A 21,385-nucleotide genomic window follows, 5' to 3' on the forward strand; every position below is an offset into this window, starting at 1 on the left:
CGCTGGTCAGCCTGTTGCTTGCATGGTGCTGTTCCGGTCCCCTCCTGTGGGGGCTCGTCGGGACGACCACGACGGCTGTCCATCTGCTTGCTGTCAGCGCCAAGTTCCTCTGTTTCTCAGTTCGCCGAATCACCTGGATGCCAAAGCCGCACAGGCAGTGAGAGGTTCACCATGTCACTCGCACCCGACCCCGTAGCCCAGGACCTTCTGTTCCGGGAGGCTCGTACCGCCAACACCTTCACCGACGACCCGGTGACGGACGACCAGGTGAAGGCCATCTGCGAACTGGTCAAGTACGGTCCCACCAGCATGAACCAGCAGCCGCTGCGCATCGTACCGGTTCGTTCGGCCGAGGCGCGTGAACGCCTGACCGGACACCTGTCCGAGGGAAACCGTAAGAAGACCGCGGCCGCCCCTGGCCGCGGACAATGAGTTCCACGAGGAACTGCCGAGCCAGTTCCCCCACTTCCCGCAGGCAAGGGATCTCTTCGCCGAGCGTGCGGTGCGTGAGCGTTCCGCAAGGCTCGATGCGCTCCTCCAGGTCGGCTACTTCATCATCGGCGTCCGCGCGGCCGGCCTGGCCGCGGGACCGATGACCGGCTTCGACGCCGAGGGCATCGACAAGGAGTTCTTCAGCGACGGCGAGCATTCTGTTCTCGCCGTCGTCAGCATCGGCAGGCCGGGCGAGAACGCCTGGTTCCCGCGCTCCCCACGCCTGACGTACGCCCAAGTGGTCACGACCGTCTGATCCACTGCCAGGCATCTGAGCTCCGGAACCCCTCCGGTCATCCACGCGTCCGCAGGCCCGGGGGGAGGGTCTCCCCCTCCGGGACCGGTTCCGTCCGGCTCCCGGCGGTGTCACCGATGGCGATGTGCGCGGGCGGCCATGGCAGCAGGGCGATCAGGGAGTGTGCCCGGCGGATGAGGAAGGCGGCGAGCGGCAGTTCGGTGGCCAGGGCAAGGCCCCCCGCCATCCAGACGTCCTCAGTTCCGACATCGAGCGAGATGTCGAACCAGGTGTCGCAGATCAGCAGGACTGCTGTGGCGTGCGCGTACAGAATGACCGAACGGCTGCGCCGCCAGGCCAGGAACGCCGTGGACGCCAACGCGATGATGAGCAGCACGTCGAATCCGACCCAGGTGAGGCGCCACTGGTGCACGTGGTGGGACGACGGCAGCGTCAGCCCCAGCATCACGGTCCAGGGTATGAGACAGGCGGCGCACGTGGCGAGCAGCTCAGCGGTGTGCCTCCTGCGGCGGTCCGGCGCGAGGCCGCGGTGGCCGCTATGTTCCTTGGTCACTTGCGGTCCGTCCTCGTGCACTTCCTCCGACACCGGCAGGTTTCCCGGATTCCACATGGGCACAGCCGTAACGTCGTTCCGGATATTCCCGCGGTGTGCCACCGAACCTCTCGGGCCGCGGGCGATGCCGGTGTCACCCACTACGGGCGTGCCAACCCGAACGTCTTCAGCTGCTCCCAGATCCACGGGTAGAAGCGTTCGTACGTGGAACAGTCCCAGACGTGTCCGCGATGTCCGTCGTGGTGCCCACCGACGGTTCCCGTCTCGGCCACCGCACCCGCTCGGGCGGGGACGCGCGCGTCGGCCGGAAGAGCAGCCGCGTTCGCGGAACCCCCGGCGACGAGGAGGGTGCCTCCGGCGAATGCCAGAGCGGCGGCGGTGGTCGCTATACGCTGTACGAGCTTGTTCTTGGTGCGCAAAACAATCATTCCCTGGTTTCCGGGGAGCAGAAACTGCCAACGCGGCCAGTTTCGATCAGGAAGGTGCGTAGTGCATCGCATGATCTGGTGATTGACTGCTGCCCAGGTGGGGCCATGCTGCAGGTATGTATTGTGGGCCTGAGCCGAGACTTGGTAGTCACATGGATCGCCAGACTGTGCGATGTTCTCAGTTCCTTTCCGGTCTACTCTGCCCAGAGAGCTGATATCGCTCGAGTTTTCTTGACTCGGCGGTCGTCTGCCGAAGAAAAGTGGCGCACGAAACCAGATCGGGGTCGGGGGCGTGGAGGGCCAGGATGTCCAGGCGCAGTAGCAATATCGAGTTCGTAGGCTCGCAGGGCGTCCCGCTCGTGGCGCGCCTGGACCTGCCGGAGGAGACGCCTTGGGCGTACGCCGTATTCGCCCCCTGCTTCACATGCGGCAAGGACTGGTTGGCGGCCGCTCGGATCTGCCGGGAGCTGGCCGAACGCGGAATCGCGGTCCTCGGTGTGGACTTCACCGGCATCGGTGAGTCCGGGGGTGACTTCGCCGACAGTACATTCAGCTCCGATGTGGACGATCTCGTGCGCGCCGCCGACCACTTGCGCGAGAACTTCACGGCACCGTCGCTCCTCATCGGGCATTCGCTGGGCGGCGCAGCCGTGCTGGCCGCCGCGCACCGGATACCCGAGACGGCGGCGGTGGCCACGATCGGTGCGCCTGCGGAGCCGGAGCACGTCGTGCACATGTTCGGCGGCAGGCGGGAGGAGATCGAGCGGAACGGGGAGGCCGAGGTGAGTCTCGGAGGCCGCGTGTTCCACATCCGTCGGGAGTTCCTCGACGACATCGCCGCGCAGCCTCAGGCCGAGCGCATCCGCCGGCTGCGTCACGCGCTCCTGGTGTTGCACTCGCCGATCGACGAGACGGTGGGTGTGGAGAACGCCCAGCGGATCCTCGACGCAGCACGGCACCCCAAGTCCTTTGTCGCGATCGATGGCGCCGACCATCTGCTCACCGATCGTGCCGACGCCCGCTATGTCGCGACGCTGCTGGCCGCATGGGCCGGCCGTTACGCGCGCGGTTCGGTCCAGGCCGGGCCGGCGTGACGGAATTCGCATACCCCGAGCTGATAGGACTTCCGTGCACATACGCCGAATGTGCCGCATATCGCATCATGCAGACATTGTGACGCTACTGGGACAGGAGTAGGTTTCGCACGTGATTAGAATTGCATCGATCGCATTTATTGGAGTCCTCGCAGTCGCATTCGGATCCTTCGGGGCGACCGTATCTCCCTGGTGGTGGCCAGCCGCCGTGCTGTGCGCGGCGTTGGCGGGCGTGGGTACCTACGATCTCCTCCAAAAGCGCCACTCGGTGCTGCGCAACTACCCTGTGCTGGGACATGTGCGCTTCATGCTGGAGTCGATCCGGCCGGAGTTGCAGCAGTATTTCATTGAGCGCAATTACGACGGCCGTCCCTACGACCGTGATGTGCGCAGTCTCGTCTATCAGCGGGCCAAGGGCTTGGAAGCGGAGCAACCGTTCGGGACCGAACGGAACGTCTATGCCGAAGGCTATGAGTACTTCGAGTCGTCGATGAGGCCACGCCCGGTGCCGGCGGAGCAGCCGAGGGTCCGCATCGGTGGTCCGGACTGCACCAAGCCCTACGACATGGCCCTGTTCAATGAGCCTTTTCAGCGTGGCCACCGATCGGGTGATGACCTTGGTGCCCGCAACGGACAGGGCTCCCGTGCCGTTGGGTGAGGTGTTCGAAGTCTCAACCTGCCGGTCCAGGAGCCCTGTTGGTTCCCTATCCTGCCGCACTCGACCTGCCTCATGCGCTGGTCGAGTGGGTCACGATGCTTATCGTCACCCGCGAGGGTGACCGCCGCTGCAAGCTCCCGCCGCACCAGCGCGCCCTCGTCGCTCTCGCCTACCTGCGCAAGCACGAGACTCTCGCGCAGATCGCCGCCGGGTTCGGCATATCCGTCGGCACCGCCCACGCCTACACCACCGCCGTCGTGCGGCTCCTCGCCGACCGGGCGCCGGGCCTGCTCAAGACCCTGCGCGAGCACGACCCGGACTACGTACTCCTGGACGGCACCCTCAGCGAGTGCGACCGCCTGGGCGACGGACGCGCCGATTACTCCCACAAGCACCGGCGCCACGGCGTGAACGTGCAGGTCGTCACCGATCCCGTAGGCCAGCTTCTGTGGATCTCGCCGGCCTTGCCGGGCCGTGCTCACGATCTGACCGCCGCACGCACCCACCGCATCATCCGAATCTGCGAACGCCAGGGCGTCCCGATCGTCGCCGACCGCGCCTACATCGGCGCCGGCTCCTGGGCCACCACCGCCATCCGCCGCCCGCCCAACGGCGGAACTGTCACCGACCGAGCGGACGCTGAACCGGGCACTCGCCCAGGCCCGCGCTCCCGTCGAACGAGGTGTCGCCCGCCTGAAGTCCTGGCGGATCTTCCGCCGCAGCCGCTGCAGCCCGAACCGCATGACGGACATCGCCGCCGCAGTCCTCACCCTGGAGAGGCAACGTTGAAAAGGCTCAATGTCTCGGCGATGAGTTTCGGCTCGCTGTCCGCCAACGCCATCCTCGCCCTGAACCAGGGCGCCGCCCTCGGGGGTTTCGCACACGACACGGGTGAGGGCGGCCTGTCGGAATACCATCTGCGGCACGGTGGCGACCTGGTGTGGGAGATCGGTACCGGATACTTCGGCTGCCGCACCGAGGACGGCCGTTTCGACCGGGCGCGGTTCGCGGAAAAGGCTGCTCACGACAGCGTGAAGTGTGTGTCGCTGAAGCTGTCCCAGGGAGCCAAACCCGGCATCGGAGGAGTGCTGCCCGGGGAGAAGGTCACCGCCGAGATAGCCCGGGTACGCGAAGTCCCCGAGGGGCGGACCGTCATCTCGCCCCCGTACCACGAGGTTTTCAGTACCCCACGGGAACTGATCCGATTCATCGCCGAGATGCGCGAGCTGTCCGGGGGCAAGCCGGTCGGCTTCAAGCTCTGTGTGGGCTCCCGGCGTGAGTTCCTGGCGGTGTGCAAGGCCATGATCGAGGAGGGCACCGCGCCCGATTTCATCATCGTCGACGGAGCGGAGGGCGGTACCGGAGCCGCCCCGCTGGAGTTCGCAGACCATCTGGGCAGCCCCCTCACCGAGGGCCTCATCACGGTCCACAACGCTCTGGTCGGCGCCGGCCTGCGGGACCGGATCAGGATCGGCGCCAGCGGCAAGGTGGCCACCGGAGCCGACATCGTCAAGCGCATGGTGCAGGGCGCCGACTTCACCAATGCGGCTCGCGCCATGATGTTCGCGATCGGCTGCATCCAGGCGCAGAGCTGCCACACCAACACCTGCCCCGCCGGAGTCGCCACACAAGACCCGCGCCGCGCCCGCGCGTTGCACGTCGACGACAAGTCGGTCCGGGTCCAGCGCTTCCAGTCCGCCACGGTGAACAGCTCCCTGAAGATCATCGCCTCACTGGGCGTGAACGGACCGGCCGAGCTGCGCCCGCACATGCTGCGCCGGCGCGTGGATCCGGTCACGGTCCGCTCCTACGCGGAGCTCTATGAATGGCTGGACCCGGGGCAGCTGCTGATCGAGCCGCCGGAGTCCTGGGCGGTGGACTGGAAGGCCGCCGATCCTGATCGTTTCGCCGCTTGACTGGTCCCGCCGCGGTGAGCGGGCGGGGTGCGCCATCGACGCCGGCGCCCCGCCGCTCTTCGCCGTGCCCAAGTCGCGGCCCGTGCACGGCCCGCGCATCGATCACGTCCTCGCCCAGGCCCCGCCCGAGGCATGGCAGCATCTGTCGGCGGGTGCGGGAGCCAAGGGAGAACGGTCCTACGACTGGGCAGCCGCCGGCTTGCCCGCAGTGTGGGGGTTCGACGGCGACGAGCCGACCCGGCAGCGGCGGATGCTGGGCCGCCGCAGCATGAGCAGGCCCGACGAAATCGCGTACTACCTCGCCTGCGCCCCGCCGGCGGCCACTGTCGGAGAAGTACGAGGTCCGCCGCTACATGGGATGGTGCCGGCACATCACGCTCACCATGCTCGCCCACGCGTTCCTCACGGTGAGGGCCGTCCAGAAGTGAGAAAATGGGGTGACCCGGCCGACGCACCCGGCCTCGTGGACCTCACACCAGCTGAAATCCGTCGTCTGCCGGCAGCTGAGGCCCGCCACCCTCCTGCATGCCGCGACCACGCGGTGAACTGGTCCGGATGGCGGCGTCGCCACCAAGGACGCGCCCGCCGCTGTCACTAGATGCGGCGCGGCCACACGTGGGTGGGACAGCCCGTCCAAGACCGTCCCACCCATGCCAGCCCCTCGCTACGCTCCCCGGCTCTGACTGACTCACCGCTACTACACCATCCCCGGTTTGGTGCTTCCATGCTGGGCCGTGGCGGACGACGTTCAGCGGGAATCCTCCGCGAGCTCAAATTTCCATCTGCCGAGGGAGTCACAGTGCAGGCACCGTATTTCGGTCCAAGCCTGGTCAAGAATGAGGTGCTTGCGTCGTCCACGTTCGGCGGGTGTCTCTGCCCGTTCGGCGGCGATCCGCCGAGCCTCTTGCTGGTCCCTGGCGTTGTCGACCAGGTAGAAGCACCGAATTATGCGATCGGGGGCAACGTGGTAGCGGAATCCGATCAACCAGATGACCGTGTCAATCATTGTCGGCTCATCAGCTTCAACGAGGGGATGGGTGAATGGCATTTTATGTCAGTGATTCTCCTGGCCGACTGCCAGCCACGCTGAAAGCCAGGGCTCCAGTCCGTCTGTGAATGTTTGGCCTGGCTCATACTTCGGAGAGTCGAGATCGGTGGTGGCGCACTCCGGGGTGCACGTGTGACAAGACGAGTAAGGCTGGGACTCAGCTGGCGTAGAGCTCAGGGCACTGTCAATACCGCTCATCGTGCAAAACACCCCCGGCTTCTATCGGGAACTAAATACCAACACCATCAGTTTCGTGAGCTGGGCTTTTTCCCTGGTGTGCCGCGTCGAGTTCGCGCAGCACGCGGTAGGCGTGGATGAGGAGCTTGCGGCCTCACCGCAAGCTGGTGGCGCTCCTCCAGCCACAATGACGGGGACGAGGTTCTGGCCACGATGAGACTCCCTCTCCTCCACATGGGACTGGGCAGTGACCAGGTCTACACGCCGGCGCAGCGTGCGCTGGCACCATCAGCGGGGTCACATGCGGCCGGCGAAGCGATGATCTTGCGCCGTGGCGGACTGGAAGCGGTGGACTCGAGCCTGGTTCGTGGACGTTCGATGCGCCGGCGCGACGCGGGTCCTGGGGGGCGAGGCCGACGGGGCAGGTGTTGGTTCGCGTTGACGGACACCCCGGTCAGTTGACGTGTCCGAACTCCGTGAGCTGGTCCCAGACCCAGGGGTAGAAGCGGTCGAAGCGGTCGTAGGCGTAGCGGCCGCAGTGCCCGTCCGAGGACTTCCCGTGGTGGCGGTAGCCATCACTCCTGACTCCGCCGTACCCGCCGTGGTTCCAGCCGGTGGCTCCCGTCCCCGCAACCACACCTGATTGGGCGGAGGTGGGCGTGTCCGCCGGGAAAGCGGCCGCACTCGCCGAACCGCTGGAAGCGAAGAGAGCACCTGCGGCGACTGCAAGAGACGCAGTCGCGATCCCCATGCGATGTGCGAGCTTTTTCATGATTATTTCTCCTTGTTTTATCGATCGCTAACAGGAATCACTATGGATCGGAAAAGGGCGGGGAGCATCGCACGATCGAGTGATTGGTCGGCGTATGACCCGCCATCCCCCTTCGAGGCGTCCCTTTCGGGCTTGACCGCAGAAAGACCGACTCAGGGCGATCCCTGTGGGTGCCGTCGAGTATCTCGTCGCCATCGCACGGTCACCAGTAAGGAGGAGTTACTCGCGACAGGGGAGGGAACGGACGGACCGATCACCAGATCATGTGATGTGCCTCAGTTCCTTGCCGTGCCATTCTGGCCAGGCAGAAAACCAGTGGCCACGTTCCCCTCGCCCGCGCGGATGTCGGGTGTGTCCGGCAGCTCTTGCGGGCCTGCAGTGCGGGCGACGGCCGGCTCGCTGTCCGGCCCGTCAAGGACTTCGAGTCGCCGGTAGGAACCGAGCCCTCCGCACGAATGAACGGCCGCAGATGAGCGATCAGACGAAAGTGATGGTCCTGGGAGTGATCGCACTCGTCCTCGGTGTCAGCCTTGTTCTCGTACTGCAGCAGTCCTTCACGCACTGATGGACAGTGCTCCCGAGGCTCGCCTGGGCCTTCATGGGGGGACGCCTTGGGCGTACCCGTATTCGCCCCTGCTTTTTACGTGCGGCAGGGACTGGTTGGCGGCTGCTCGGATCCGCCGGGAGCTGGCCGGACACGGAATCGCGGTCCCCAATGCGAATCTCGCCGGCATCGGGGAGCCCTGGGCGACTTCGCCGGCAGCGGGTTCAGCTCCGACGATCTCGTGCGCGCCGCCGACCACCTGCGTGAGCACTTCGCGGCACCGTCGATTGTCGTGCGTCCCGCCACCCTGAGGCCGCACCTTCGACCACGCACCGCCTTAGAGGTCGTTTCTTTTGGTGTGGTCGCTCGTTGAACCGTGCATGACGGATCTGGTTGAGCGGTTGGTGCCGGATGAGTTGTGGGTCCTGTTCCGGCGGGTGGTCCCACCGACTGAGGTGAAGCGTCCGCAGGGCGGGGGTCGACGGCGGGCAGGTGACCGAGAGACTCTGGCGGCGATCATCTTTGTAGCCACCTCGGGCTGCACTTGGCGTCAACTGCCGCCCGTGTTCGGTCCGGCCTGGCCCACGGTCTACCGGCGCTTCGCCCAGTGGAGCCGGGCCAGGGTGTGGGCTCGTCTCCACCGGGTCGTCCTCGACGAACTCGGCGCCCGCGGTGAACTGGACTGGTCGCGGTGCGCGATCGACTCTGTCAGTGTCCGGGCGGCAAAAGGGGGCCACTGACCGGACCGAATCCGACCGACCGCGGCAAGAGCGGATCGAAAATCCACCTGATCACCGACCGGAACGGTCTGCCCCTGTCACTGGGCATCTCCGGCGCCAACATGCACGACAGCCTCGGCCTGGAACCGCTCGTGCGTGGGATACCGCCCATCCGCTCCCGGCGCGGCCCGCGCCGCCGGCGACCGGCCAAGCTCCATGGCGACAAGGGATACGACTACGACCACCTGCGCCGATGGCTCCGCAAGCGAGGCATCCGTCACCGCATCGCGCGCAAGGGCATCGAGTCCTCCACACGGCTGGGCCGCCACCGCTGGGTGGTCGAGAGGACGGTTTCCTGGCTGGCCGGATGCCGCCGCCTGCACCGCCGCTACGAACGCAAGGCCGAGCACTTCCTCGCCTTCGTCGGCATAGCCGCAGCCCTCATCTGCCAACGCCGTCTGGACAGATGATCCGAGCAGACAGGCTGGGAGCCGCGTCAGACCAGCATGAGGACTACGCCATCGCCTGCGGTGGCGGCAGCGGACAAGAACCGGGTCAGCTCCTCGTAGCGGTGCTGCAGGGTGTCCAGGTCCGAGGGGACCTCGGTTTCGGATTCCGGCAGGGGGTAGATCTCGGCGCTGCGCATGGCCGCCAAGTCGTAGTGTCGGGCCAACTCGTCAAACGGTGTGGTGGCGAGGCAGCCGCTGGCCCGGGCGACGTCCTCGGGGCTCAAATACCTGGCGGGGCCGAAGTCCATGTCGTCCTCCAACGGAAGCTCAGCCCCTCCGTGGATGACATCGACCGGCATGCCACCGTGGGCGGCAATGAGGTAGTGCAGCTTGTGCCACGACTTCTCGATGCTGAAGTAGGGCGCCTTCTCGGGTGGAAGCGGGTCCTCTTCGGCCCAGGCATCACCCAGCTCGTCGATGTGTTCCTGCGCCCAGGACGGATCGCTCAACGACCGCTGCAGCTCAGCAGGGGAGAGACGGACGTACTCGCAGTGGATGCCCATGGACGCGAACCCTAACCGCAGACTCTGACATCGCTCCGGTCACATCCGCCTACTGCCTGCCGATAGCCATAAGAAACGACGTCTTAGCTTCGCTTCCGCCTCAGCCCAGCGGTACCCCGGGCGGTGTTCGGCGCGGGCCACCAGGCTGCGTTCGAGATCGGGGTCGCCGGTGAGCCGGTGAGTCGAGGAACCACGTCGGTGACCACGGAAACCTCGCCCCTCTCGATCGCCTGATACCACGAGATCCAGGTCTCGATCTGTTCCCCGCTCATGCCCAGTCGCCAACGCCGTGCGAAGGCTTCCTCGAGGGTCTCGGGTTCGTAGCGGTAGGGCTGACCGGTGGCCGCGGCGATCCGGGTGACAGCTTCGTCGAGAGTCAGGGCCTCGGGCCCGGTGATCTCCAGGGTCGCGCCGTCGTGCTCGGAGCGGGGACCGTCCTCGATGGCGACGGCCGTGATCACGTCGGCGATGTCCTCGTGGGTGACGAAGGCGGCCCGGCCTGTCGGCGCGGGGCCGCTTACGACAAGTTCCTCGTTGGCGAGGGCGGCAGGCGTCGCCGCGTAGAAGCCCGCCCGGAGCACTGTGTGGCGGATCCCGGTCCCTGCCAGGAACTGTTCGGTCAGCCACTGGTCACGGGCGTTGAGGTAGGTGGCGGTGGGCGCCGCGCTGACGAGGGACACATACAGGACCCGGCCCACGCCGACCGCGATCGCGGCCTCGACCGCGGTGGCGTGTTCTTCCAGCCGGCGACCCGTACGGTGTCCGGAGACCAGGATGAGGGTCGACGCGCCCTCGAGCGCCCTGCGCATGTCTGCCGCGTCGGCGTAGGCGGCCGGACCGCGTCGCTGGGCGCCTGGCAGTTCGGGCATGCGGTCGGGACTACGTCCGACGAGGAGTTGCGGGACGCCGTGGTCGGCGAGTCGGGCCGCGATCCGGCTGCCGAGCGCACCGGTCACCCCGGTGACCGCCACCGTGGCGTGATTCTTGTCAGACATGCGTTTCCCTCCAGCCCGGGCCGTTGCCGATCCCGGCGTTCTTGTCTTCCGCTTACGTCCAGCAAAGAGAGCGATGGTTTCGGCCGCATCCTCCAGCCGTGCGATGGCGCCGGGGGCCACCGCCACGCGGCACGGCGGCTTCCCGGGAAACCAAGATCGTCGCGGTGTGCATCGAGCAGGGCGCATCGACCTCGTCGGCCCCGGCTGGGGCCATCCGTGTGGTCTCAGGATCCGTGTCTCGCGTGTCCGAGGTCGAGGCGTTGAGCGCCCGCGCGGACTGACGTGCCGTTGCGCCGGTCGTGCAGGGTGAAGTCGGCCCGGACGGCCACACCGGACTGCAGCAGCTTCTGGTGGACCAGGGGGTCCCGGCCGGGGTGCGAGACGACGACGCTGATGTATCCCTCGGGCAGTCCGGTCACGGCGTAGTCTCCGCGCGCGTTCGTCGTGGTGCGCACCAACTGCCGGCCGCCGGTGTCCATGACGGTCACCGCGGCATGGCGGACGGGCTGCTGTTCGCCGTCGTAGACGGTGCCCTCCAGCATCGGCAACGGCTCGCCGAAGTGGTGGGGGTGGACCGGTAGCGCGGTGGGTGTGGGCGTCTCCAGGGAGGGGTCCTCCACCGGCGGTTCGGGAATGTCCTGCGGCTCGTCCTGCGCTCCCCGTCGTACGGCCATGCGGTGGTGGTGCCAGGCGTCCAGGCCCAGCAGCGCCCAACCCGCGGTGATCCACGCGCACAGCGCGAGGACCGGCTTCAGCACCCCGGCGCCGTCGAAGTACAGCACTCCTCTCAGGGCGTCGACCGCGTTGCCCAGCGGCATGACGGCGTGCAGGCCCTGGAAGAACCCCGGCAGCAGCTGGACGGGGACCAGGCCGCTGGAGGGAACGCTCAGCACGACGTACAGGCCCAGACCCGCCAGGGGGAAGAAGTGCTTGACGAAGGGCGCCATGCCGAGGGAGAACGTGGCCACGGCTGTGGTGAGCAGGAAGGCTATCGCCAGGGCCGCGGGGTCGTTGGGGAAGAAATCCAGTCCCACGCCGACCAGGAAACCCACGGCGCTGAAGAGGCCGGCGGCGCCCGCGACCGTGATGAGCTTCTTGCGCCGGTTGAAGGTCACCGCCCGCAGCAAGGTCGTGGCGAGTATGTAGCCGGGAACGTTCCAGGCGATCCCGAAGTAGACCAGGGTCGCGCCGGACCCGTCCTTGCTGACCGTGGGGGCTACGTCCGTGACGGTGAGCTTCTGGTGGTTGTGCGCCGCGAGCTGGGTGAAGCCCTTGGTCAGCGCCTGCTCGAGGGACGCGCCGTTGGCCTTGGCCACGTAGAGCACGGCGGCATGTCTGCCCGTGACGGCGAAGCCTGCCGCGGCGTCCCGGTCCAGCACCGCCCGGCGGGCTGCCCGGGCGTCCGGGACGGTGGTGACGTCGAACCCGCCGGGATGCTGCCGCTGCAGTGCGGTCTCGACCCTGTATTCCACCGCGGGATCGGCGATCACGAGCTTGGCGTGGTGGGGCTGAGGCTGGTGGAAGGCCATGGGGAAGCTGAACAGCAGGCCGAGGAAGAGCACGGCCGGGATCGTGAGGGTCTCGACGAGGACTCTGGCCACGGATATGGCCCGGGGACGCGCGATCCGGTGTTTCACAGGACCACCCTCTGGCCGCCACGGCGGGCCATGCCGCAGAGACCGCGGCACACTCGGCCGACCGGATCCCCGGTCACCACTTGGCCGCCTCTCCGGTACCGGTGGTCCCTCACTGTTCGCGATCCAACCAGTTTCACGGCGCCTCCCTCGGCTGTGCCGCGCCTGACCGTCGCCATGGCGCCACCTCCATTAACGTACCGATCGGCACATTTACGTCTGCTGGACCTTACGCGTACCGGTCGGTACAGTCAAAGCGTGCCTCGCCCCGTCAACGCCGAGAAGCGCGCCGAGCTGCTGAAGCAGGTGGTGAACCACCTCCAGCAGCACGGCGTCGCGCAGATGTCGCTTAGTCCGCTCGCCGAGTCGATCGGCACCACCAAGCGCATGCTTCTGTACTACTTCGGCAGCCGTGAGAACCTGCTCGCCCAGGCGCTGGCCGCTTGCCGTCCCGACGCGCACGCGATGTTCGACGACGTCCGCGACAGCGCGGGGCTGCGCAAGGCGGCTCATACCCTGTGGGAGGCGATGACCGTCGGGGAGCAGTCCGGGCCGGTCCGCATGCTGCTGCAGCTGCTCAGCCTGGCCGCCACCGATCCCGAGCAGTACGGCGACATCGCGGCCGAGACCGTCGAGGTCATGATCGGCCCCATCGCCGCGGCTTACGTCCGGCTGGGTCACCCGCCACAGCAGGCGCGGACAGCGGCCACGCTCCTCGTCTCCGGCCTGCGCGGTCTGTGCCAGGACCGCTTGGTGACCCATGACGTCGCCCGTACCGACGCGGCCGCCCGCCGCCTCATCAGGGACGCGGTCACGACGGCCGACTGAGCCTGCGCCCCCGACCACTTCGGGGACTCGGTATCACCCCGGCACTCGGGAAGCCGGGCTGGTAGTCCGGTCCTGCGGGTTGGTCCATGGATGGCGCCCCGCTTGGTGGCGCAGCCGATCAAGACCAGGGCGCACGACCTGCAGACCACCGCCTTGGCTGACCTGTTGGCATGGTCCGGTGGTCTGGAGCCGATTCGAGCCGAGTTGCATGTATACGGAGAGGTACATACCGTTGCAGTAAGTTCATGACAGTGTCCACGGACGAGCGTTCGCACTGCCCGCGGCGCACACACCGAGGCGTGTGAGTATCGCGCCGGATCCCCGATGCACCCATCGCAGCCACTCTCGGAAGAGAGAGGTACGACCTGAGGAGATCCACGTGCCGGTCTTTTCCCGGGGGTACTCTCGGCGAAAGTTCATCGTCGCTTCCAGCGCTGCGGTGACCGCGGCGACCGTGGCGGCCGCGGGAGACCTCGGTTCTTCCGTCCGGAAGCCGGACACGGCGAGCAAGCGCGTCGCTGTCCGCCCCTTCCACATCAGTGTCCCGGAGCAGGTGCTGACCGATCTGCGGCGGCGCATCACCGAGACGCGGTGGCCCGACCGTGAGACCGTCACGGACCAGTCTCAGGGTGTGCAGTTGGCGACGTTGAAGGAACTCGCGCACTACTGGAGCACCGCCTACAACTGGCGGAGGACCGAGGCCAGGCTGAACACCCTGCCGCAGTTCCTCACCGAGATCGACGGTCTCGACATTCACTTCCTCCACGTCCGCTCGCGGCATCCGAACGCCCTGCCGATGATCCTTACGCATGGCTGGCCCGGCTCGGTCCTCGAATTCCTCAAAGTGATCGATCCGCTCACCGACCCGACGACCCACGGAGGGCGCGCGGAGGACGCCTTCCATCTCGTCATCCCATCGATGCCCGGTTACGGCTTCTCCGAGAGACCGACCACCACCGGATGGGGCCCCGACCGGATCGCGCGCGCCTGGGCCGTACTCATGGAGCGCCTGGGATACGACCACTATGTTTCCCAGGGCGGCGACTGGGGAGCGGTCGTGTCGGACAAGATGGCGGTGCAACGACCCGCGGGCCTGCTCGGCATCCATGTCAACTTTCCGGCCACCGTGCCCGCGGACATCGCGAAGAGACTCGCTTGTGGCGATCCGGCTCCGAAGACGCTGTCCGTCGACGAGAGAGCGGCGTACGACAAGCTCGCCGCCTTCTACAAGACAGGTTCCGGCTACTCCGCCATGATGGTGACCCGCCCGCAGAGCGTGGGATACGGGCTGTCGGACTCGCCGGTCGGGCTGGCCGCTTGGATGTACGACAAGTTCGCCGCTTGGACGTACAGCGGAGGCGAGCCCCAACGGGTGCTCACCAAGGACGAGATGCTCGACGACATCACGCTGTACTGGGTGACGAACACGGCTGTCTCCTCCGCCCGCCTTTACTGTGAGAACAACGCCAACAACTTCAATGCCGTGTCAGTCTCCATACCGGCCGCGATCACCGTGTTCCCCGGTGAGATCTACCAGGCGCCGCGAAGTTGGGCCGACCGTAGCTACCACAACCTCATCTACTTCAACAGAGCCCGCAGCGGGGGGCACTTCGCGGCCTGGGAAGTACCGGGGATCTTCAGCGAGGAGCTCAGGGCTGCCTTCCGGCAGCTGCGCCCCCGAGTCACCGTCGGAAAGTAAGGGCCACACACCTGTGCCGTCCGCGTGGCGGTCGCTGGTCACGGGGGGCTTGCGCATCCGGCGAACGGGGCTGTTGCATAGCGGAGTCGTACTGAACTGCTCGGGCCACGGGGTGCTCCTCGGTGCCGACTCGCCCACGGGTGCGGTCAAGAACGGACGGCGAGGTGCACCAGGCCGGTGCCTCCTCGGCGCCGTGGACGCCTTAGAGGGCATCTGATCAATGTTCACGGCGTTGTGAGCGGGATATCCGTTTCGCAAGGCGGCGGTGCTGCATCAGCCGGCCAAACGTCCTCTCGATCAGCGGCTCTGGTCCACTTCTTGTGGTCGCGTACGCAGCGTGACGGTCGATCTTCGGGCCATGGCGGTGGAGGTCGCCCGAACATCGTCACAGGCTTCTTTGACAACCTTCTTCAGCAAGGTCGCCGTGGCGGCCCAGTCCTCGGCCGCCGACTGCAGCGATGGCAGATTGACGTGGAGAAGTTCTTCGAAGGTCGGCACCGGTCCCCCGGTCAGTCACGGCGTCGTCGCCGTTGCCTTCCGGAGCTTTCCCCGGTCCACTTCGGACACATGACGGGGCCCTCCGCCTTCGGTGTGCGGGGCACCTCGTCATCTGAGGTGGCGGGTGGCACGTCCAGGTACTCGGAGATCCTGGAGGCGCTGACCTGCGCGGCAATGAGATCGTCATCCCGCCGGGAGGACTTCACCGAGTAGTCGAGATGGTTGGAGAGCTGAGCGCAGGCGTCGAGCAGTACCTGCAACTGTGCTTGCCAACCCTCATCAGCGTCGGCAGTAAGGAATCCTGGTGAAGGTCCGCACTCGGTGCCCGCTCAGCGGTCGTCGAAGTTCAGCGGCCCGAGGTCCCGCACGACTTGGGCGAGTGCTCGGATGGGCTCGTTCTCGGATTCGGTACGCCAGACCAGGGCGTAGCTCAGGGGTGGCATGTCCCGGATGGGCAGCCAGCGGATGTGCGACATGGACCAGTGCCGGGTGACGTGGGCGGGGAAGCCATGCACGATCTCGCCTGTCCCGACCAGGTGGATCAGGTCGTCGCTGTTGGTGATGCTCTGGCTGCGTTCGATTGGGCGGCCCCGCGGGGTCTGGAAGGGCAGGTACCGGTCCTCCCAGTAGTCGGGCATCAGGGGCGCCGTGACATGCCGGCGATCGGCGAGGGCCTCCAGGGTCACGGACGATCGGGCGGCCAGAGCGTCCTCGATGGAGACGGCGAGCAGCCGGGGGTCGTTGAAGAGGACGGGGCCCACGGTGAGGTCCGGGTGCTCCACGGGCAGAAACACGACCAGGACGTCCAGTTCGCCGTCGCGGAGTCTGGCGAACGGGTCGACGTAGGGAGCACGGCGGATCTGCAGTTCCCATTGCGGGTGGCGGGAACGGAACGCCCGCCAGCAGTGGTGCAGTTCGGCGATGTTGAAGGGGAGCATGCCGACCCGCAGGACCGCCGTCACTCCGCGGGCGGCCAGCCGTGCGCGCTCCAAGCCGGCCTGTAGTCCCGCGTACACCGGTCGCAGATCGTCACGCAGCTGCTGCCCCAACGGAGTCAGCCGGATCCGCCGACGGTTCGATCGGTCGAACAGCATTCCACCGAGCCGCCGTTCCTGCGCCGCGATCGCCTGGCTCACGCGCGCCGGGGTGACGTGCAGACGAGCCGCCGTCCGACCGAAGTGAAGTTCGTCCGTAAGCGTCAGGAAGATCTCGATGTCCCGCAGTTCCACCGGGCAGGTCTCCCTTCATAACGCGTGGGTTATCAGCACGCGCCCGAAGTTTACGTTGATCAGGGCCAGTATCCGGGGCCAGGGTTGGTCCCGGCAGTGGCCCGCCACTGGCAGTTGAGTCACTGGACCTCGAAATCCTCGCCTGCGGGTGGCAGCCAGGATCCGCAGGTGATCCGGCTGCGTGCCCGTCAGGTCAATGGCACCTCGGTGTTCGCGTCCGCCGCGCCTGCCTGACCGTGAGTGCCGTGCCGTGGACGGGTCAGTTCGAACAGTGCAAGGAGATTGGAGATGAAGATGAGCTACCGCGGCTTCTCCGAAGGAGGGTTGTGCAGGATCCGCGAGGTGCTGGCACGCCATGTCGAGTCCGGGAAGATCCCCGGGCTGGTCGCGCTGGTGAGCCGGGGCGACGAGACGCACGTCGAGGCGATCGGGACGATGCGCCACGACGGCGGCGCGCCGATGCGCAGGGACACGATCTTCCGGATGGCCTCGACGTCCAAGCCGGTCACCATGGCGGCGGCGATGGTGCTGCTGGACGAGTGCAGGCTTCGCCTCGACGACCTGGTGGAGCCGTGGCTGCCCGAGCTCGCCGACCGGCGGGTGCTGAAGCGGATCGACGGGCCGCTGGACGAGACTGTGCCGGCGCGGCGGCCGATCACCGTACGGGACGTGCTGACCTCCACGTTCGGGCTCGGCATGGATATGACTGTGCTGGGCACGCCGATCATGGACGCGGTCTTCGAGCAGGGGCTCACGCCCAACCTGCCGGAGCCGATGCCCGAGCCGGATGAGTGGATGCGCCGCCTGGGCACGCTTCCGCTGATGCACCAGCCGGGCGAGCGTTGGCAGTACCAGATAGCCAGCGATCTGCTCGGCGTGCTGGTCGCGAGGGTCACAGGCCAGTCGTTCGGTACGTTCCTGCGCGAGCGCGTCTTCGACCCGCTGGGGATGAAGGACACCGGCTTCCACGTGCCCGCCGACAAGTTCGACCGGCTGCCGACCCTCTACGCTCCCGACCCGCAGAGCGGTGAGTTCACCGTGTGGGACGAGGCGGAAGGGGGGCGCTGGAGCAAGCCTCCGGCGTTCGAGGGCGGCGGTGGTGGGCTGGTGTCCACCGCCGACGACTTCCACGCGTACTTCCGGATGCTTTTGAACGGCGGGATGCGCGGTGGCGAACGGATCCTGTCCCGGGCCGCCGTTGAGCTGATGACCACCAACCGCCTTACGCCCGAGCAGAACGCCGCCCGTACCGCCCTGGCCCGCGACAACGTCCACATCTCGTTCGGCCAGGGACAGCACGGCGGCTGGGGCCTCGGGATGGCGGTGCGCACCTACCGCGGCGACTACGCACCCATAGGGCAGTTCGGCTGGGACGGCGGAAGCGGCGCCTCGACCTACGCCGACCGGGACAACCAGCTCACCGGAATCCTGCTCACCCAGGTCGGGGCGTCCGTCCCGGATCCGGTGAGGCTCATGCACGACTTCTGGACCACGGTCTACCAAGCCGTCGACAACTGACGCCGAGCCCACCGAGGGGCAGATCTCCTCAGTGGGCTCCCAGTGCCTGACCGCCCTGGCCCGCCGCCGCGACTCGATGTCGGCGGGGCGGGCGGTGGCGGTCGCGAGCAGCAGCTGCTCCTCCTCGACCGCGCCTCGGCGTGGTCGGTGGTGATGGCCGGCGGCGGTGCCGCGGTGCGTGGCAACACTCCGGCGCGGGGCGGGAACCGGCTCGCGATGTCGCCCACGACCGTGGTCAGCGCGTCGGCCTCGGCGAGCACTTTCTCGACTGGGTGCGGGTGGGAGGCATCGTCGACGGTCTGGATGAGGCGTTCGGCGGCCGTCTGCAGGCGACGGCGGGCGTGTCCGGCCTCGACCATCCGGGCGTAGGCCGGTGCGTGGCGGGGCCAGGGGCAGACCTGGACGAGGGTGTGAAGGTAGGAGGGGGTCAGCCCGCGCGCCCGTTGGCGGCTCGTCGCGAGCACTTGATCGAGCCACTTGGTGTTCTTCACGTGCTCGGCGGGGTCGGGCGGAGGGAGGGTGCTGATGGCGGCGTACAGGGCGGCGTGCGCGGCGGTGGTGAAGGAGTCGGCGGCGATGCCGCTGACGTTGCTGAGACGGTGTGGATCGAGGAGGAGAGCGCCGAGGAGGGCCTGCTCGACGTGGAACACCGGCTTGGGCGGTGCAATTGTGTCGAGGTCGTCTTCTTCGGGTTCGAGGGTGACGCCGAGGTGCGGGGCTGGGAGGTGGCCGACGAGCAGCGGGGGTACGGCGTTTCCGATCAGCGAGAACTGCTGGCCCTTGTTGCGGGCCCAGGGTTATCTCTAGGTCGAAGTCGGGGGCTGGCACGTGGGTTTGGGACGACAGCGTCCAGCGGGTGACCGTTGACGAGGCGTACACCAACCACACCGAGGGCTCGGCCTACTTGCCGGGCTGCGAGCGGCGAACCGGTCGCCCAACACCGAGCGCGTCTACGGCGGCCGCGTCGCGCTTTACCTGACGTACTGCATGACGGTCGGCATCGACTGGTGCCGCCCGACGTCCTTGGACCTGGCGCGCTTCGCCCAGTGGCTGATCACCGAACCGCTGGCGCCGCGCGGGCCACGGTCCACCGCCGTGCGGTTCCGGACCAAGAAGTCCGCGAACCCCGTGCTGACCACGTTGTTCGAGTTCCTGCGATTCGGCACCGCGCACGGCTGGGTGCCGGCCGACGTGGTCGATCGACTCTCTGATCAGAAGTACCCTTCCTTCCTGCCGCCGGGCTACGACCCGGGTGAGGACGACGCCCAGTACCGCACGGTCAACAGCCGGACTGTCAAGTTCGTGGTGGCTGACGACGGCATCGAGTGGCTGGCCGACGCGCAGATCGAGCGATCGCTGGACCTCATGCCGCGGGCCCGTGACCGCTTCCTGGTGGCCCTGCTGCGGTGCACCGGGATCCGCATCGGTGAGGGCCTGGGGCTGCGACGGGAGGACATGCAGTCACTGAGCAGGTGGTCGGCCTCTACGTGGACTACCAGTACGAACGCGGCCAGGTCGCGGCGGCCGGGATGACCGACATGGTGTTCGTGAACCTGTTCCGGGCACCGCTGGGCCGGCCGATGACCTACCACAACGCCAAGGACATGTTCGACCAGCTCGCCCACCGGGCCGGGTTTGCCGCCCGCCCGCACATGCTGCGGCACTCGGCCGCCACGACACAGGAGCGACTCCTGCGCGCACCGGCGAGCTGAGCGACGATGTCCGCCCTCGACAGCGGGTTGCTGTCGCCTTGGCCAGGGCCTTGCCGAGGTCCTGGTCGACCAGAGCCGGTGAGCCGGAGACGACCAGGAGCAGGTTGCCGTCACGGATCGCGGTCTGCTTGACGACGCTGTCCTGCCCTCCGGCGGAGAAGGTCAGCAGCTGGCTGAACTACTCGTCGCCGAGCCGGGGCGCGGCTGTCTTGTGTGTCGTGACGCCGATGGCGGTGGTGCCCGAGAGGACTTGGTGGCTGAACCGGGGGTTTGGTCCGTGACTGGTCCGGAAGCACTGGTCAGGAGGGGTGCAGTCGTGGGAGGAATTGGGAGTCAGCACGCAAGCCGGGCCCGCTCGAGAGCGGGTTGCACGAAGGGCGCCTGACGGGTGAAAGCCCAGATCAGGCGCCTTTCCTCGTGTCTCTAGAAGAAGCCGAGCTTCTTCGGCGAGTACGACACCAGCAGATTCTTCGTCTCCTTGTGGTACACGACCTCACCCGCTTCTGACCTGCGGCAATGGGTGGAATCGCCCGATGCGAAGCCGAGTTGGTCCGCCCCTGGTCCGGATCTTGGTAGGTGATGCCAGCGGAGGATCTTCCCGCGGTACTACATGGCACATGTCGTAGAAACCGTCTTCGGGCGTCCACGTCAGTCCAGGACGGGCATGAAACTCCAGGTCAGAACGGTCTGGTCCGTGAGGGGCCGCCCAGTCGGTGATTGCTGCGTGATAGACGAGTGATACGGCGAGGCCCCGCGGGGGTCCTTCCTGCCGGGACTCTACTCGGAGCCCTGAGACGGCGCAGCCGCACCGGAGCGATTCGGTGTGGCTGCGCCGTGAGATCGGCTGCGCTGTCGCGGACGATGCAGTCGGCGCCTCACGCAGTCTGGGTTCCTGCGACGATCTGGGAGTGCCTGATTTGCGATCGCACCCGCCTACTCGTCCGTAACGATCCGCGTAGCACATGGCGCGCCCCGGCCACGCGCGGGTGGGGGCGTGAATGACGAGGCGGTGGCCGTCGACCGCCTGCGGGACATCCTCTAGGCGCCGAGCGACTCTGCGGCCTCACGCATCACATCGAGGACGAAGTCAGGATGCGAGAGCATGGGAAAGTGACTGCTGTCCACGGGACGGATATTGGCGCCCATGCGCTCGGCGGCGGACCGCTCCAGGTCGGGGTGCACGGTGCGGTCGTTGTTGGCGACGATGCCAGCTTGGCTTCGTCCGCCAGGCGGTGCCGGGAACCTGCTGGTTGAACAGGTCCGCCACTGGCACAGCGCCTGTCGCCAGAACGAGCTTCGCTCCTGGCGGCTGCAACACCGCACTGGTTCGACCCTCACAGATCTCGCGCGGCGGATCAATCCCGTCGTTGCGGGGTGGCTCAACTACTACGGCCGCTACGGCCGTTGGGTGTTGATCCCGTTCCTTCAGCGCATCAACGCCTACTTGGTGCGCTGGATCCGCAGGAAGTATCGACGGCTGGCGCCGTTGCGGAGGGCCATCGCGAAGTTCCAGGAGATCGCCCAGCGGTATCCGCGGATGTTCGCGCACTGGCCGGACACAACGCTCGCCGCATTGGCCTGGTGATCAGGATGACAAGAGCGG

General features: G+C 67.2%; 18 protein-coding genes and 8 pseudogenes. 14 read left to right on the forward strand and 12 right to left on the reverse strand.

Annotated elements, in window-relative coordinates; genetic code table 11:
• The first annotated feature begins 171 nt into the window (after window positions 1–171).
• Window positions 172–748: pseudogene (locus FB563_RS29610) on the forward strand (malonic semialdehyde reductase).
• A gap of 37 nt (window positions 749–785) precedes the next feature.
• On the opposite strand, the gene FB563_RS29615 reads toward FB563_RS29610, so the two are convergent.
• Entirely contained in the window at window positions 786–1,301 is a 516-nt protein-coding gene (locus tag FB563_RS29615) for a hypothetical protein (RefSeq protein WP_199832749.1), read from the reverse strand.
• A gap of 140 nt (window positions 1,302–1,441) precedes the next feature.
• Entirely contained in the window at window positions 1,442–1,720 is a 279-nt protein-coding gene (locus FB563_RS29620) for a hypothetical protein (protein WP_055704919.1), read from the reverse strand.
• A gap of 314 nt (window positions 1,721–2,034) precedes the next feature.
• Here FB563_RS29620 and FB563_RS29625 point away from each other — a divergent pair, with 314 nt between their 5' ends.
• The 6 genes and pseudogenes from FB563_RS29625 to FB563_RS29645 all read left to right on the forward strand — a co-directional run bounded on the left by FB563_RS29625 (window position 2,035) and on the right by FB563_RS29645 (window position 6,487).
• On the forward strand, window positions 2,035–2,823 hold the full coding sequence (locus FB563_RS29625; RefSeq protein ID WP_055704920.1) for an alpha/beta hydrolase family protein: 789 nt from the start codon (window positions 2,035–2,037) through the stop codon (window positions 2,821–2,823).
• Between the two features lie 112 nt (window positions 2,824–2,935).
• Window positions 2,936–3,403 (forward strand): annotated as a pseudogene (locus FB563_RS29630) (FMN-binding glutamate synthase family protein); the annotation flags it as partial.
• Window positions 3,404–3,519: 116 nt separating this feature from the next.
• A pseudogene (locus tag FB563_RS29635) lies at window positions 3,520–4,270 on the forward strand (transposase).
• Window positions 4,271–4,320: 50 nt separating this feature from the next.
• Window positions 4,321–5,397 (forward strand): annotated as a pseudogene (locus tag FB563_RS29640) (glutamate synthase-related protein); the annotation flags it as partial.
• A gap of 40 nt (window positions 5,398–5,437) precedes the next feature.
• A pseudogene (locus tag FB563_RS45525) lies at window positions 5,438–5,942 on the forward strand (IS701 family transposase); the annotation flags it as partial.
• A gap of 254 nt (window positions 5,943–6,196) precedes the next feature.
• Window positions 6,197–6,487, forward strand: a complete 291-nt coding sequence (locus FB563_RS29645; protein ID WP_142218989.1) for a hypothetical protein — start codon at window positions 6,197–6,199, stop codon at window positions 6,485–6,487.
• A 589-nt stretch (window positions 6,488–7,076) separates the two neighbouring features.
• Here FB563_RS29645 and FB563_RS29650 read toward each other — a convergent pair.
• A complete protein-coding gene (locus FB563_RS29650; protein ID WP_055709605.1) occupies window positions 7,077–7,259 on the reverse strand; it encodes a hypothetical protein in 183 nt (60 codons plus the stop codon).
• A gap of 1,059 nt (window positions 7,260–8,318) precedes the next feature.
• On the opposite strand from FB563_RS29650, the gene FB563_RS29655 reads away from it, so the two are divergent.
• Window positions 8,319–9,127 (forward strand): IS5 family transposase gene (locus FB563_RS29655; protein ID WP_411573236.1). Its coding sequence is split into 2 segments (ribosomal slippage): window positions 8,319–8,676 and window positions 8,676–9,127, totalling 810 coding nucleotides; the frame shifts between segments, so codons are not numbered across the junction.
• 26 nt (window positions 9,128–9,153) lie between these two features.
• Here the strand turns inward: FB563_RS29655 and FB563_RS29660 are convergent.
• From FB563_RS29660 to FB563_RS29670, 3 genes are all read right to left on the reverse strand, one after another.
• The gene (locus tag FB563_RS29660) at window positions 9,154–9,669 is read right to left on the reverse strand and encodes a YfbM family protein (protein WP_055710354.1); all 516 of its coding nucleotides are present in this window, start codon (window positions 9,667–9,669) and stop codon (window positions 9,154–9,156) included.
• Between the two features lie 83 nt (window positions 9,670–9,752).
• Window positions 9,753–10,664 (reverse strand): NAD(P)H-binding protein, encoded by a 912-nt coding sequence (locus tag FB563_RS29665; protein ID WP_055704139.1) that lies wholly within the window; start codon window positions 10,662–10,664, stop codon window positions 9,753–9,755.
• A gap of 224 nt (window positions 10,665–10,888) precedes the next feature.
• The gene (locus FB563_RS29670; RefSeq protein ID WP_244329038.1) at window positions 10,889–12,301 is read right to left on the reverse strand and encodes a carboxypeptidase regulatory-like domain-containing protein; all 1,413 of its coding nucleotides are present in this window, start codon (window positions 12,299–12,301) and stop codon (window positions 10,889–10,891) included.
• Window positions 12,302–12,556: 255 nt separating this feature from the next.
• On the opposite strand from FB563_RS29670, the gene FB563_RS29675 reads away from it, so the two are divergent.
• Window positions 12,557–13,126 (forward strand): TetR/AcrR family transcriptional regulator, encoded by a 570-nt coding sequence (locus FB563_RS29675; RefSeq protein ID WP_055704137.1) that lies wholly within the window; start codon window positions 12,557–12,559, stop codon window positions 13,124–13,126.
• 439 nt (window positions 13,127–13,565) lie between these two features.
• Window positions 13,566–14,825, forward strand: a complete 1,260-nt coding sequence (locus FB563_RS29680) for an epoxide hydrolase family protein (RefSeq protein WP_234357576.1) — start codon at window positions 13,566–13,568, stop codon at window positions 14,823–14,825.
• A 297-nt stretch (window positions 14,826–15,122) separates the two neighbouring features.
• Here the strand turns inward: FB563_RS29680 and FB563_RS29685 are convergent, their stop codons facing one another.
• Both FB563_RS29685 and FB563_RS29690 read right to left on the reverse strand, forming a co-directional pair.
• Window positions 15,123–15,323: a hypothetical protein gene (locus FB563_RS29685; protein WP_142218990.1), complete on the reverse strand. Its 201-nt coding sequence runs from the start codon at window positions 15,321–15,323 to the stop codon at window positions 15,123–15,125.
• 329 nt (window positions 15,324–15,652) lie between these two features.
• On the reverse strand, window positions 15,653–16,552 hold the full coding sequence (locus FB563_RS29690; RefSeq protein ID WP_055704135.1) for a LysR family transcriptional regulator: 900 nt from the start codon (window positions 16,550–16,552) through the stop codon (window positions 15,653–15,655).
• A gap of 294 nt (window positions 16,553–16,846) precedes the next feature.
• Here FB563_RS29690 and FB563_RS29695 point away from each other — a divergent pair, with 294 nt between their 5' ends.
• Window positions 16,847–18,070 (forward strand): serine hydrolase domain-containing protein, encoded by a 1,224-nt coding sequence (locus tag FB563_RS29695; protein WP_199832713.1) that lies wholly within the window; start codon window positions 16,847–16,849, stop codon window positions 18,068–18,070.
• A gap of 63 nt (window positions 18,071–18,133) precedes the next feature.
• Here the strand turns inward: FB563_RS29695 and FB563_RS29700 are convergent.
• Together FB563_RS29700 and FB563_RS45530 are read right to left on the reverse strand one after the other, a co-directional pair.
• Window positions 18,134–18,720: pseudogene (locus FB563_RS29700) on the reverse strand (DnaB-like helicase N-terminal domain-containing protein); the annotation flags it as partial.
• 33 nt (window positions 18,721–18,753) lie between these two features.
• Window positions 18,754–18,867: pseudogene (locus FB563_RS45530) on the reverse strand (DNA cytosine methyltransferase); the annotation flags it as partial.
• A 190-nt stretch (window positions 18,868–19,057) separates the two neighbouring features.
• On the opposite strand from FB563_RS45530, the gene FB563_RS29705 reads away from it, so the two are divergent.
• Entirely contained in the window at window positions 19,058–19,603 is a 546-nt protein-coding gene (locus FB563_RS29705) for a site-specific integrase (RefSeq protein WP_055704133.1), read from the forward strand.
• Entirely contained in the window at window positions 19,558–19,782 is a 225-nt protein-coding gene (locus FB563_RS29710) for a tyrosine-type recombinase/integrase (RefSeq protein ID WP_055704132.1), read from the forward strand. Before FB563_RS29705 ends, FB563_RS29710 begins: the two co-directional genes overlap by 46 nt.
• Before the next feature lie 25 nt (window positions 19,783–19,807).
• Here the strand turns inward: FB563_RS29710 and FB563_RS44205 are convergent.
• A pseudogene (locus tag FB563_RS44205) lies at window positions 19,808–20,041 on the reverse strand (hypothetical protein); the annotation flags it as partial.
• A gap of 779 nt (window positions 20,042–20,820) precedes the next feature.
• The gene (locus FB563_RS43130; protein WP_167528455.1) at window positions 20,821–20,964 is read right to left on the reverse strand and encodes a hypothetical protein; all 144 of its coding nucleotides are present in this window, start codon (window positions 20,962–20,964) and stop codon (window positions 20,821–20,823) included.
• Between the two features lie 10 nt (window positions 20,965–20,974).
• On the opposite strand from FB563_RS43130, the gene FB563_RS29720 reads away from it, so the two are divergent.
• On the forward strand, window positions 20,975–21,367 hold the full coding sequence (locus FB563_RS29720; RefSeq protein ID WP_234357575.1) for a group II intron maturase-specific domain-containing protein: 393 nt from the start codon (window positions 20,975–20,977) through the stop codon (window positions 21,365–21,367).
• Window positions 21,368–21,385 lie beyond the last annotated feature (18 nt).

The sequence above is a fragment of the Streptomyces puniciscabiei genome (assembly GCF_006715785.1).
In the GTDB taxonomy this organism is placed as follows: domain Bacteria; phylum Actinomycetota; class Actinomycetes; order Streptomycetales; family Streptomycetaceae; genus Streptomyces; species Streptomyces puniciscabiei.

Coding starts and splice junctions, on each gene's coding strand:
- FB563_RS29660 (WP_055710354.1), bottom strand. CDS start 9,669: ATGGGCATCCACTGCGAGTACGTCCGTCTCTCCCCTGCTGAGCTGCAG.
- FB563_RS29665 (WP_055704139.1), bottom strand. CDS start 10,664: ATGTCTGACAAGAATCACGCCACGGTGGCGGTCACCGGGGTGACCGGT.
- FB563_RS29705 (WP_055704133.1), top strand. CDS start 19,058: ATGACGGTCGGCATCGACTGGTGCCGCCCGACGTCCTTGGACCTGGCG.
- FB563_RS29695 (WP_199832713.1), top strand. CDS start 16,847: ATGAGCTACCGCGGCTTCTCCGAAGGAGGGTTGTGCAGGATCCGCGAG.
- FB563_RS29625 (WP_055704920.1), top strand. CDS start 2,035: ATGTCCAGGCGCAGTAGCAATATCGAGTTCGTAGGCTCGCAGGGCGTC.